Genomic DNA, 12,706 nt, shown 5'->3' on the forward strand with positions numbered 1-12,706 from the left:
AATAATGCTGTTGAGCATAATTGTTTTAACGCATAGAGATATAGCGCTTCTTTGAGAATAAAAGGCGTTTCACCTTTGCATCAAAACACATAGCTATTTGTTTTCAAACAAATGAAATGCCTCTTTTTAAGTTTGCAAAAGCTATGTTCCTATGTGTTTAAAAATTTATGTCCAAAGACTTAAACTGTATCAAAATAATTAATGAGAATTAGTGAAATTCGTGGCAAACATTTTTTATTTTTACGAATCTTATATCACGTTAAAATGAAAATTCCCTATTGGTTTCCTGCCTTTTTTATCACTCTCACGATTGGATTTTCTCAATCAAAAATAAACGAAAATCTTGTTTTAGAAAATGGCGTTTCTGAACCAATGGCCATTTTTCGAAAACATCAGATTTCAGATGTCTCTTACGGACTGACCTTTGAAATTCCGAAGCAAAAAAGCGAGAACATCAATTCTGAATTGTCGTTAAGCCTGAATTTGTCTGATGTAAGTCAGCCGTTGTATTTAGACTTTAAGGAGAAATCCCAAAACATACAATCAGTTGCTGCAAACGGAAAAAATATAGTCATTGTTCACGAAAAAGGACATATTGTAATTCCTGCCCAAAGTTTAATTTTAGGGAAAAACACGATTGCAATTTCGTTCATCGCCGGAAATTTGTCTTTAAACCGAAACGATGATTTCTTATATACTTTATTGGTTCCGGACCGTGCGAGTACTTTATTTCCTTGTTTTGATCAGCCGGATATAAAAGCAACTTATAAACTGAGTCTTTCTGTGCCCAAAGACTGGAAGGTTTTGGCTGGAGCCGATGTAAAAGAAACCGTTGAAAAAGGTGATTTTATTTTATACACTTTCGGGGAATCTGACAAAATGAGTACCTATTTGTTTTCTTTCGTAGCCGGAAAATTCAATAGCGTAACAAAAAAACCTGGTTTAGAAATGACTTTTTTATTCCGGGAGAATGACAGAGGTAAAATTGCAAGCAGTATGGATACAATTTTCAGCCTGCATCAACAGTCTTTGGATTTTTTAGAAAAATATACCCACTATAAATTTCCTTTTCAAAAACTGGATTTTGCTTCGATTCCGGTTTTTCAATATGGCGGAATGGAGCATGTGGGCGCGATTCAATATCGTGAATCGACTTTGTTTCTGGATAACAGCGCTACTGACAGCGAGAAATTAAACCGTGCCAAATTAATCGCACACGAAACTTCGCACATGTGGTTTGGCGATTTGGTTACGATGAAATGGTTTGATGATGTGTGGATGAAAGAGGTTTTTGCCAACTTCATGGCAGATAAAATCATGAATCCGATTTTCCCGAAAGTCAATCATAATCTGCAGTTTTTTACAGCGCATTATGGCAGCGCTTACGCGGAAGACCGATCTTTAGGAACCCATCCGATAAAGCAGCATTTAGCGAATTTAAAAGATGCCGGTTCGCTTTACGGAAGTATTATTTACAACAAAGCACCCATAATGATGCGACAGCTGGAAGCTTCGATGGGAAAGGAAGCTTTTCAGAAAGGAATCCAAAAATACATTCAGAAATATGCCAACGACAATGCCGACTGGAATAATCTCGTAGAAATCCTGGATGCCGAAACGCCTCTGGATATGAAGAAATGGAGCGAAGTCTGGGTGAACAAATCGGGGAGGGCTATTTTTACGGATAAAATTGAATACGATAATCAAAACCGAATTATGGTGTTTGAAATTGAGCAAAATGCAGAAGATCAATCAGAGAACATCTGGCCTCAGGTTTTTCAGATTGGTTTGGTGTATGCGAATGAGGTAAAAGTAGTCACAGCAAATTTTACAGATAAAAAATTAGTTCTTAAAGAAGCCATCGGACTTGAAAAACCTTTGGCAATCGTTTATAACTATAATGGTTTTGGTTACGGTGTTTTTCCGCTTGACGGGGCTCATTTAAATTATATTTCAGGCTTAAAAGATGAGGTGGCAAGAGCTTCTTCCTACAGTAATGTTTACGAGAATATGCTGGTTGGCAATATTCCTCCGCAAAAAGCTTTTGATTGTTTTTTTAGGGGAATCCAAACAGAAGAAAATGAATTGGTTTTACGAATTGCATCAGGAAATTTAAACACGATTTATTGGCGATTTTTAACCCAAAAACAGCAGGATAAAATGGGGAAATTACTCAGTAATACCCTGCTTGCACGTCTGGAAACCAATTTGTCTCCAAATATCAAAAAGACTTTATTCAATTTATTTAATTCAATTGCATATTCCAATTCGGCGAAAGCCAAATTATATCAGATCTGGAACAAAGAAACTGTGATTCCGAATCTGAAATTAAACGAAGATGATTATACGAACATGGCGATGAATCTGGCTATTTTCAAACATAAAAAAGCCGATGAAATTCTGAAGAGAGCCCAAAGCGCGATTACAAATCCGGACAAACTGAAGCGATTTGAGTTTTTGCTGCCTTCATTGTCTAAAGACGAATCGGTTCGCAATAAGTTTATAGAATCCTTAAAAGACGATGCGAATCGCGAGAAAGAATCGTGGGTTTCTGTTGGCCTGTCAAACGTAAATCATCCGCTTCGTCAGGAAAGTGCACAGAAATATATCAGATTTTCATTAGATTTGACAGAAGAAATCCAGCGGACGGGAGATATTTTCTTTCCAAAAGACTGGCTTGACAATACCGTGGGAAGATATTCGTCGAAATATGCTTTTGATGAGGTACAGCGATTCTTAAAAGAAAACCCTAATTTTAGTCCGATCCTGAAACGTAAATTGTTTATGGCGACAGATTTGCTTTATAAAGCACAAAATATTAAAAAAGAAACCGAATGAAAATTGAATCGGAAATAAAGAAAGTCTCCAGTTTTCAGCATCTTGAAATGCTGGCGAATCAGGTTGTGGAAGGTTTTATATCCGGAATGCACAAGAGTCCGTTTCATGGATTTTCGGCTGAATTTGCTGAGCATAAAGTATATAATGCAGGTGAAAGCACCAAACATATCGACTGGAAATTGTTTGCCAAAACAGATCGTTTGTACACCAAACGCTTTGAGGAAGAAACGAATATGCGTTGTCATCTTATTGTCGATAATTCGTCGTCGATGCATTATCCTGAATTAAAACCGAATCAGCCTTTTTATGAAAAGAAGATTGGTTTTGCGGTTCTGGCTTCGGCAGTTTTAATGAATATTTTAAAAAAACAGCGCGATGCCGTTGGTTTAAGTGTTTTCTCAGATCATTACGAATATTACGCGCCAGAAAAAGGAAGCGACCGTCATCACAGAATGCTGTTGAATAAACTGGAGCAATTGATGGAACAGCCAAAAGTCAAAAAAACGACCGATACGATTACGTATCTGCATCAGATTGCAGAGAAAATGCACCGCCGTTCGATGATTATTTTATTTACAGACATGTTTCAGTCTGAAGATGATGAAAAGCTGTTTAATGCGCTGCAGCATTTAAAACACAACAAGCATAAAGTCGTTTTGTTTCACGTAGTCGATCATGAAACCGAGCTGAAATTTGACTTCGATAACACACCAAGAAAATTTATCGACTTAGAATCAGGTGAAGAAGTGTCGATTTTTGCAGATAATGTGAAACTGGAATATGAAAAACGGGCAGAAGCCTATTTTAAAAACCTGGCTTTAACGTGTGCCAGGAACCAAATTAAGTATGTTCCGGTCAATGTTGGCGATAATTTTGAAAAAATATTGACAACATATTTGGTTGAAAAACAAAACTTTGGCTAGTATTTTAAAATTATATTCAAAAATTTTTATCAAAACGCTTGCAGAAACGAAATTCTGTACTATCTTTGCAACCGCAATAACGCAGAGGTTTGGTAGTTCAGTTGGTTAGAATACATGCCTGTCACGCATGGGGTCGCGGGTTCGAGTCCCGTCCAGACCGCAATATTGGGAGAAGCCTTTCTTAACGGAAAGGCTTTTTTTGCCCAAATACGGTATCTAAGATTAGTTGTGTTGTTTGCTACGACTTTGTAACTCGTAGCTGGTTTAGTAGTTAGACCAATGAAAAGCTTTCCACTTTTGTGGATGGCTTTTTTGATTTAAGAGGTAATTGATTATGGTATTTTATCGATAATTTCTATAACCTATTCCGCTTTAGTTCCTGCTGTTGTACTACAATTGTTCTCTTTCTGCCTTTTGCTGTTTATTAAGATATTACAATTCTTATTTTAAAGGAAAATCAAGCAATTCTTTTGGCTCAACATCCAAGGCATTAGCAATTCTTACAAGAGTTTTTACAGTAGTATTTATTTCAGCTCTTTCAATTCTTCCTACCTGATTTTGTGTTATACCACAATCATCAGCTAAATCTTGTTGAGACAATCCTTTCTTTTCGCGTATTTGTCTAACGTGAATGCCAAGATTTATAATAAAGTTTTCTTCTGAAATATTCATATTTCAAAAGTCATAAGATTTATTTTTCAATTACACCCATATATGGGTGTAATTTATTATATTTGAAATGAATAAAAAATAAGACGATGACTACAGAAAATAGTTCAAGCGAAGAACTTGAAACCAGACTGAAGAATTTCTTTAATGATATAAACCCAAAAGAAATGGCAAAAATAATACGAAAAGTAAATTACGCTTTGTCGTTATGCTCCATGCGGGAATGTGAAACGTTAGAATCTGAACTTCCTAAAATTGATGATCATTTTTATTGGCTTAATAGATTGGCTGAAGCTTTGGATCCTTATTTGGAAGTTATATAAAGAATATATAGCAATGACAAAGTTTGTTCATTTTAATTAGACAAAGTAAATCTCCAAGAGTAACTCTATTGGCAAAATAATCCCCAGCTTTGCGGAGTTTCTTGAGGAGATTTCTCTTTCTTCGAATGAAAGATTACTTAGTATTACCTAGTTTGCTTAGCACTCAAAATTTAAGAAGGAAGATTAAATATTTTTGTAAATTTAGTTTCCTTAATAAATTAATATCTGATTACAAATTTGATATGAAAAACACAGAATTTGAGCAGCAAAGTCAAACTTATTCAAACTACATAAAATTGTTTTACCCTACTTTGCAGTGGGCAAATACTGTTTATAAAGATCTTTTTAACATGTTAACCGAAGGATTGCAATTATCCTTAGTAAGTTTAGGAGGTTATTTCTTTGAGCAATTTTTATTTACATTAAAAAATAATTTGAGCAGAATAGAAATAGAGGTGTTAGTTTATGTAGAAAACAATGATTTTGATAAAATTCAAAAGGAATATATTTTTTATCATAAATCGTTTTTAGAAAATCGTATAAATGAACTTTTTATTGAGTACAATTTTGAGAGTAAATTAAAATTAGAAAAAGAAAAAATGATTTCGAATTATGACAAAATTTTAAAAGAATTAAATGTCATAGGAACGATTTTTAAATCCCAAATGGATCCCACTATTCATTTAGGAAGCGGAATGGGATTAGCTAGATATTGTAATGAAATTTTTATATTTTCAGATGTTGAACTATTTAAAATTGGAAGCTATAAAACCGAATATACATCAAGATTAGAAAATTCAAACAATAAATTATTGTTGCTAAATGAACTTGTAAATATTTATAATCTATCCTATGCACTTTATAGTTTTTACGTTAATAACCTGCTTAATCATCCTAATAAGAAAGAAATATTCAAAGGTAAAGATGCGAAGCAACAAATCATAGATAGTACTGGATATTATAATTTTATAAATTATAGAGCAAGTTTTTGCTTTTTTGGAGTTGAGAAAAACGATATAGGTTCAAACTTTTTACAGAATAAATTTAGCTATAATTGTAAAAATGAAATACTAGTAAATTTTTGTGTACAACTATTAGAATTTATAAAGTTATGTGGAGTTATAGGGGAGATTGATGCAAATTCGGTTGAAGAGAAAAATTATCACCCTGATATATTTTCTGGAAATGATAATAAGGCATTTAATTTGTTTAATGATTTTGCGAAAGAGGTGACAGATTGTTATCCAGATTATTCTTTTATTTTTCAAAAGATGAGAGGTGAGAACTTGATAAATAAAAGAGTTAGACATAAAGAATTTATGGAATGGTTGTTTAATAATGAATTTATAAATAACGTTTATTACGAAGAATTTATAGATAAAGAAAGTTTTTCAAAAAAATATGATAGAGGAATGAGAACAACTCGATATTATATGATTAAAAATAAATACTTTTAGATTTTCCGATTAGTCGGAATAAATTACCATAAATCGGAAATTAAACTGTTGGAATATTTGTGAAGAAATTTTAAAAATATTCACAAATGAAAATACAAGAGATTATAAGTTATTCAAAGCAATGGCGAAATAAAATCAATTCTATAGTAAAATGGTTAAAAGAAAAAGAGAATGAATATGAAAAGGTGATATATCTGGTCAGATTATGTTTAAAGATATATAATGTATTTACTTGTTCTGAGATTTGCGATTTTCTACTTAACATAAAAAAGATGTTCGAAACATGGTTTTAGGGATTCTCAAGATTCAAATTATCCCAAAAACAAAAAAGCTCCTGAGTTATCTCAGAAGCTTTTTCAGTGCGGATAATAGGACTCGAACCTACACGCCTTGCGGCACCAGATCCTAAGTCTGGCATGTCTACCAATTTCACCATATCCGCGGAATTAATTCACCTAAACTCTTATTTTGAGAGGAGTTCATTGAACTGGTGTTTGTGGGTGCAAAGATAAGCATACTTTCGAATAATCAAAGCATTTTTTCAAAAAAAATATTAATTCTCTTTTTTGTATATTTGGTTTTCTATAAAAATAATTTAAATGGAAAACATTAAGTCGTACGTTCAACAACATAAAGATCGCTTTATCAATGAGTTGATCGAATTATTAAAAATTCCGTCGGTAAGTGCCGACACTGCATACTCTCAAGACGTTATTGACACAGCCGAGGCTGTAAAAGCAAGTTTATCACAAGCGGGCTGCGATTTAGTCGAAACTTGCGACACTCCGGGTTATCCAATTATCTACGGAGAGAAAATAATCGACCCCAATCTTCCTACTGTTTTAGTGTACGGACACTACGATGTTCAGCCGCCGGACCCAATGGAATTATGGACTTCACCACCTTTCGAACCTGTTATCAAAACAACCGATATCCATCCTGATGGCGCTATTTTCGCCCGTGGTGCCTGCGACGACAAAGGTCAGATGTATATGCACGTAAAAGCCCTTGAATATATGGTACAAAGCAACACACTGCCTTGTAACGTAAAATTCATGATCGAAGGCGAAGAAGAAGTAGGTTCGGCAAGTCTGGCCTGGTTCGTAGAACGCAATCAGGAAAAACTGAAAAATGATGTAATCCTGATTTCAGATACCGGAATGATTTCCAACCAACAGCCATCCATTACGACTGGTTTAAGAGGCTTGAGTTATGTTGAAGTTGAAGTTACAGGACCAAACCGTGACTTGCATTCAGGTCTTTATGGTGGGGCAGTGGCTAACCCAATTAATATTCTGGCAAAAATGATCGCTTCACTTCACGACGAAGACAATCATATTACGATTCCTGGCTTCTACGATAAAGTTCAGGAATTATCAGCTGAAGAAAGGGCCGAAATGGCAAAAGCGCCTTTCAGCTTAGAGAAATATAAAAATGCTTTGAACATCGCTGATGTTTACGGCGAAAAAGGATATGTAACCAACGAACGCAACTCAATCCGTCCGACATTAGACGTAAACGGAATCTGGGGTGGTTACACCGGAGAAGGTGCCAAAACGGTTATTGCCAGCAAAGCATATGCGAAAATTTCTATGCGTCTGGTGCCTAATCAGGACTGGCACGAAATTACAGAACTTTTTACCAAACATTTCACCAGTATTGCTCCGGCAGGAGTTACCGTAAAAGTAACACCGCACCACGGAGGTCAGGGCTATGTTACGCCAATTGACAGTATTGGGTACAAAGCAGCAAATATGGCATATACCGAAACGTTTGGAGTTCCTGCTATTCCGGTTCGTTCCGGCGGAAGTATTCCGATTGTGGCTTTGTTTGAGAAAGAACTAAAAAGCAAAACTATTTTGATGGGATTTGGTTTAGATTCTGATGCTATCCACTCTCCAAATGAACACTTCGGAATCTTTAATTACCTGAAAGGAATCGAGACGATTCCGTTGTTTTATAAATATTTTGTAGAGCTTTCGAAATAATTTTTTCATTATAAATTCTAAATCCGTTCAGCAATGAGCGGATTTTTTTTGTTTAAAATTTAAGATTTGAAATTGATTTTTGCCATTGAAATTGATAATTGTTATTGCATTTGGGCGTTCCCTGCGGTCGGGCTTTCGGCTAAATTCCCGATTAACAAAAACTACGGCTGAAAAAGCCTTGTTTTTCTAAATCGGGAGATACCGCCTCTATCCCTAACGCATTCTCGTGTAAATTAGAAAATTTTGATTTCATAACTAATTATTTTACAGTTAGATGAAAATAATTGTAATAATAATTCCACATTTAAAATTTTGTTCTACATTTGTAGAGTTAAATCTATAATTGTAGAATCAGAATGAGTAAAAAAGTATGTTTCATAATAATTCTGATTTCCTTAATTGGCTGTAAAACGGCAGTAACCAATCAGACAATAGATAAGAAAAAAGAAGGTAAATGGGTAGAATTGTACGACGATGGTAACAAATACAAATCGGTTGAATATTACAAACAGGGACAACCAGTAAAAAAATGGAAATCGTACATTGACGGAAAAATTTATAAAACAGAAAAATACAAAAATGGAATTTGTACTGTAAAATATTATCACCCAAACGGAAAACTGCAATCAAAAGGAAAAACCAGCGTTGAAATTGATTCAGTCGAAACACATTGGTTTTACTTTGGAAAATGGAAATTCTATTCGGATAAAGGAAAATTAACCGATATCAGAAAATATGATAAAGGAAATTTAGTTTCAGAACAAAACATGGAATAAAAAACTTAGAACCTCGAAAAACATGCAATTATCAAACTCAGAAGAACAATTAATGGAGCATCTCTGGAAACTTGAAAAAGCCTTCATGAAAGAGCTGCTCGAAGCGTACCCAGAGCCAAAACCGGCAACCACAACAGTTGCAACGCTTTTAAAACGTATGATTGACAAGAAATTTGTTGCTTACAAAGAATTCGGAAATTCAAGGGAATATTATCCATTGGTTAAAAAAACAGATTATTTCTCCAAACATGTAAAAGGTCTGATTAGCAATTTCTTTAATAATTCGGCTTCACAATTCGCTTCTTTCTTTACCACCGAAACCAATTTATCAGCTTCGGAACTGGAAGAACTCAAAAAAATAATCGATTCAGAAATTCAAAAGAAGAAAAAATGATAAGCTATCTTTTAAAATCCGGATTACTGCTTTTTCTTTTTTATGCAGCCTATAATTTATTGCTGGAAAACGAAAAGATGTTTCGTTTTAATCGTGCTTACCTGCTTCTAAGTTTAGCATTTAGCTTTTTAGTTCCACTACAAATCATTTCATTACAATCTGATGCTAATAATGAAATAGGATATTTTAGTTTAGATGAATTAGTGATTCAAAAAAGCAATGAAAGTTTAAAATCATTAGTTGATTATCTAAACTTACCTAATGTTATTTTTGGAATTTACTCTCTTGTAGTTTCGGTTTTAATTATTCGTTTCGTATTGAATCTGTATTCATTATGTAAAAAAATTAAAGCAAATGAAACACAATTTATAAACGGAGAGAAAATCATTTTAATAGAAGAAAGTATTTTGCCACACTCGTTTTGGGATAGAATTTTCATTAATAAATCAGCATTCGAAAACAACAAAATCCCATCAGAATTAATAGCGCATGAAAAAGCGCACTTGCAGCAAAAACATACTTTGGATATTCTGTTTATAGAAATTTTACAAATTGTGTTTTGGTTTAATCCAATCCTTGTTTTATACAAAAAAGCGATTAAACTTAATCATGAATTTCTGGCAGATGAAGCAGTTAATATTCGATACAATTCAATTTCAAAGTATCAGAATTTATTACTTGAAATAGCTTCAGATAAAACCAGTATTAATTTGGCGAGTACTATCAATTATTTAATAACCCAAAAACGTTTTGTTATGATGACCAAAAAAGAATCCAAAATCAAATCGGCTCTAAAAGCATTTGCTGTAGTTGCATTTTCAGGTTTACTATTATTTGTATTTAGTCATAAAAGTACTGCTCAAGAAAATAAGGAAAAATTAAATGATGACAGTCAAACAATTCCTGTTGACCCAATTGAAACACAGCCCGAATTTCCCGGCGGAAAAGAGGCGTTTTATAAATTTATAGGAGAAAATTTTAAAATGCCACCAGAGGCTGATAAAAACAAAGTTAATGGGAAACTTTATCTTCAATTTGTAGTGGAAAAAGAAGGCTCTTTATCTGAAATCAAAGTTTTAAAAGATTTAGGTTATGGACTGGGAAATGAAGCAATTCGAGTATTGAAACTGTCCCCAAAATGGACTTCGGGAAATATAAATGGAAAACCGGTTAGGATTTTATATAGCCTCCCCATAACTATTCAATCAGCAAATTAATTTAAAAAATCCGCTTCTTTTTTACCAGAAGCGGATACTAAAAAAATTCAAAAACTAAAAATAAATCCGTTTAAAACAAGTCCGGATTGTATCCAAAATACGGCATGCTTTGTTCATAGAAAACAACTCCGTAACTTTCTAATTCTTCTAAAATAGGGAAATACACTTCTCTATTGATTGGGAGCTGCACACCGGGAGTTGTAATTTTTCCGTTCAAAATCAACAAGGTCGCAATAGCCACCGGAAGTCCCACAGTTTTTGCCATTGCAGTATACGTCTGATCGTCGCCAATGCAAACCATTTTTGAGTCGATTTGTCTTTTGTCACCGTTGAGTTCATAGCCAAATTTATGGTACATTACAATCATATCTTTATCATCGGGCTGTAGTGTCCAGCTGTCGGTAAGTATTTTTTCTAAAATCTGTGCCGGAGTTGCATTAGGCAGGTTCACTTTTTTATTGGGGTTAAATAAATCCAGTTCCAAAAGTTTGTCCCACATTATATCGTCCTGATCGATTTTTAAAATTAGGCGCATTTTTATTTCAACCGAATCCGTTGGGTGGTAAGGTAAAAACGAATTGGTAAATTGACGGTAACTCATATTTTCGGAATCTTCCATGATGTAACTGTCGTCGGTCATGCCTAATTGCACAAACATGTTCCAGGCTTTCGAAAAACCCACTCTTCTGATTGTTCCTCTGTATAAAGTCAGAATCTCATCCAAACCATAAATAGAACGATATTTAAGCGAATCACGGTTAGAATAGGCCTCAAATTTACCATAGCCTTCTACCTCAAGAAACTCTGTCCTGCGAAATAAAGTTCCGTATGGAATGTATTTATAAGTACCTTCCTGAATAAATTTTGCTGCACCACCCTGACCGGCCAATACTACATTTCGCGGTGCCCAGGTAAATTTGTAATTCCACAAATTGTTATCTGACTCCGGAGCTACGAGACCTCCACAAAACGATTCGAAAAGCAACATTTTACCACCTTTTGCTCTGATTTCGTCAATAACTTTCATGGCACTCATATGATCTATTCCGGGATCGAGGCCTATTTCATTCATGAAAATCAAATTGTTTTTTCGGACTTCTTCGTCAAGTTCCATCATGGCATCGCTGATATAGGAAGCGGTAACGAGATGTTTTTTATATTGCAGACAGTCTTTTGCAATTTCAATGTGCAAATATGCAGGAAGCATCGAAATAACGATTGAAGCTTTTTCTATGGCAGCTTTCCTTTCTTCAACATCAAAAATATTCAGGGCAATTGGGGTGGCATTGGGGTGGTTGTTTATTTTTTTTTCGGCCAGGGCCAAAGATAAATCAGCCACAATAATATGCAGGTTTTCGCTTTCAGATTTTGAAAGTAAATACCGTATCAAAGATGATGCGGATCTTCCGGCTCCAATGATTAAAACATGCCTCATTATTTACATATATAACACAAACATAGTAAATTGTTACAAAAATAACAATTGATGAGCAGTGAAATTTTTAAAAGATTTGAAACAAAGTAAATCAGATTTTTTTGAAAAGTGTATTTGAAATGTTTTTTGTTTGGATCAATTAAGCCTATTTTTGTGATATTAAAAATACATAAAATGGAAAGAAAAATAATTATTACAGCTGCTATATTCGGAATGTTGGCCATTATTTTGGGCGCTTTTGGTGCACATGCCTTAAAGGCGATCTTGACTCAGGAGCAATTGACCAGTTTTGAAACCGGTGTTCGCTATCAAATGTATCATGCTTTCTTTTTATTTTTTGTGGCGTCACGTACAGAATTGACTTTAAAGACACTAAGAGTGATTTATAATTTAGTTCTGGCGGGTGTACTTTTATTCTCAGGTTCGATTTTTTTACTGACTACAAAAAACGCTACCACTATTGACTTCAAAATTATAGGATTCGTAACTCCAATTGGCGGATTCCTATTAATCTTCGCCTGGTTAGTCCTTTTAGTTACTTTTTTTAGGAAAAAATCATAAAATTGGATTAAAAAAATTCTATCTGAATTATAATGATTAATTTTGTTGTATATATAACACATAACTTGATCTGTGTGAATATTTTGTTTTTTAAATACTTAATGACAAATAATGTAACACACACT

The 12,706-nt window shown here is 34.0% G+C and carries 11 protein-coding genes and 2 tRNA genes; 10 read left to right on the forward strand and 3 right to left on the reverse strand.

Going from position 1 to position 12,706, the window contains the following annotated elements; translation table 11 throughout:
- Positions 1-264 precede the first annotated feature (264 nt).
- The 3 genes from OZP09_RS14245 (at position 265) to OZP09_RS14255 (ending at position 3,921) form a co-directional block, all read left to right on the forward strand.
- A complete protein-coding gene (locus OZP09_RS14245) occupies positions 265-2,838 on the forward strand; it encodes a M1 family aminopeptidase (RefSeq protein WP_269234410.1) in 2,574 nt (857 codons plus the stop codon).
- A complete protein-coding gene (locus OZP09_RS14250; RefSeq protein ID WP_269234411.1) occupies positions 2,835-3,761 on the forward strand; it encodes a DUF58 domain-containing protein in 927 nt (308 codons plus the stop codon). Before OZP09_RS14245 ends, OZP09_RS14250 begins: the two co-directional genes overlap by 4 nt.
- An 86-nt stretch (positions 3,762-3,847) precedes the next feature.
- Positions 3,848-3,921, forward strand: a tRNA-Asp gene (locus tag OZP09_RS14255).
- Positions 3,922-4,202: 281 nt separating this feature from the next.
- Here OZP09_RS14255 and OZP09_RS14260 read toward each other — a convergent pair.
- Entirely contained in the window at positions 4,203-4,433 is a 231-nt protein-coding gene (locus tag OZP09_RS14260) for a helix-turn-helix domain-containing protein (RefSeq protein WP_281309562.1), read from the reverse strand.
- Positions 4,434-4,519: 86 nt separating this feature from the next.
- Here OZP09_RS14260 and OZP09_RS14265 point away from each other — a divergent pair, with 86 nt between their 5' ends.
- Both OZP09_RS14265 and OZP09_RS14270 read left to right on the forward strand, forming a co-directional pair.
- A complete protein-coding gene (locus OZP09_RS14265; RefSeq protein WP_269234413.1) occupies positions 4,520-4,753 on the forward strand; it encodes a hypothetical protein in 234 nt (77 codons plus the stop codon).
- Between the two features lie 242 nt (positions 4,754-4,995).
- Positions 4,996-6,210, forward strand: a complete 1,215-nt coding sequence (locus OZP09_RS14270) for a hypothetical protein (protein ID WP_269234414.1) — start codon at positions 4,996-4,998, stop codon at positions 6,208-6,210.
- A gap of 360 nt (positions 6,211-6,570) precedes the next feature.
- Here the strand turns inward: OZP09_RS14270 and OZP09_RS14275 are convergent.
- A tRNA-Leu gene (locus tag OZP09_RS14275) sits at positions 6,571-6,652 on the reverse strand.
- A gap of 157 nt (positions 6,653-6,809) precedes the next feature.
- Here OZP09_RS14275 and OZP09_RS14280 point away from each other — a divergent pair.
- The 4 genes from OZP09_RS14280 to OZP09_RS14295 all read left to right on the forward strand — a co-directional run bounded on the left by OZP09_RS14280 (position 6,810) and on the right by OZP09_RS14295 (position 10,585).
- The gene (locus OZP09_RS14280) at positions 6,810-8,198 is read left to right on the forward strand and encodes a dipeptidase (protein WP_269234415.1); all 1,389 of its coding nucleotides are present in this window, start codon (positions 6,810-6,812) and stop codon (positions 8,196-8,198) included.
- Between the two features lie 356 nt (positions 8,199-8,554).
- Complete coding sequence (locus OZP09_RS14285; RefSeq protein WP_269234416.1) at positions 8,555-8,974, forward strand: toxin-antitoxin system YwqK family antitoxin; 420 nt, start codon at positions 8,555-8,557, stop codon at positions 8,972-8,974.
- A gap of 22 nt (positions 8,975-8,996) precedes the next feature.
- Complete coding sequence (locus OZP09_RS14290) at positions 8,997-9,368, forward strand: BlaI/MecI/CopY family transcriptional regulator (RefSeq protein ID WP_269234417.1); 372 nt, start codon at positions 8,997-8,999, stop codon at positions 9,366-9,368.
- Complete coding sequence (locus OZP09_RS14295; RefSeq protein ID WP_269234418.1) at positions 9,365-10,585, forward strand: M56 family metallopeptidase; 1,221 nt, start codon at positions 9,365-9,367, stop codon at positions 10,583-10,585. Before OZP09_RS14290 ends, OZP09_RS14295 begins: the two co-directional genes overlap by 4 nt.
- Positions 10,586-10,655: 70 nt before the next feature.
- On the opposite strand, the gene OZP09_RS14300 is transcribed toward OZP09_RS14295, so the two are convergent.
- The gene (locus OZP09_RS14300; protein WP_281309563.1) at positions 10,656-12,020 is read right to left on the reverse strand and encodes a saccharopine dehydrogenase family protein; all 1,365 of its coding nucleotides are present in this window, start codon (positions 12,018-12,020) and stop codon (positions 10,656-10,658) included.
- A 174-nt stretch (positions 12,021-12,194) separates the two neighbouring features.
- On the opposite strand from OZP09_RS14300, the gene OZP09_RS14305 reads away from it, so the two are divergent.
- Positions 12,195-12,581: a DUF423 domain-containing protein gene (locus tag OZP09_RS14305; protein ID WP_269234419.1), complete on the forward strand. Its 387-nt coding sequence runs from the start codon at positions 12,195-12,197 to the stop codon at positions 12,579-12,581.
- The last annotated feature ends 125 nt before the right edge of the window (positions 12,582-12,706 follow it).

The sequence above is a fragment of the Flavobacterium flavigenum genome (assembly GCF_027111255.2).
GTDB lineage: Bacteria > Bacteroidota > Bacteroidia > Flavobacteriales > Flavobacteriaceae > Flavobacterium > Flavobacterium flavigenum.